The sequence below is a fragment of the Neisseria sp. P0001.S005 genome, assembly GCF_051963715.1.
In genome coordinates, this window is the sequence record NZ_JBQCTZ010000877.1 from 1 (window position 1) to 322 (window position 322).

The window sequence follows — 322 nt, forward strand, 5'->3', positions numbered from 1 at the left end:
GAAATTTACGAAATCAATCCAAATTTGTGTACGCAATGTGTAGGCCATTACGATGAGCCTCAGTGCCAACAGGTATGTCCTGTCGACTGTATCTTAATCGATGAAGAACATCCTGAAACGCACGAAGAACTTATGGCGAAGTACGAAAAAATCATTCAGTTTAAATAAATAGTGTTTAAAAGCAAAAGCTTGGATGTTTTTGAAGAAATAAATAAAAAAAAATCTTGACGGAAATCTGAGTTGCAAATAAACTAGCGTTCTCTTTTGGAGGGATTCCCGAGCGGTCAAAGGGGGCAGACTGTAAATCTGTTGCGTGAGCTTC

At 38.5% G+C, this 322-nt stretch carries 1 protein-coding gene; it reads left to right on the forward strand.

Annotated elements, in window-relative coordinates; genetic code table 11:
* Positions 1-168 (forward strand): YfhL family 4Fe-4S dicluster ferredoxin (locus tag ACTHSP_RS23310; protein WP_440347003.1); only part of this gene is annotated, 168 nt, incomplete at its 5' end.
* Positions 169-322 lie beyond the last annotated feature (154 nt).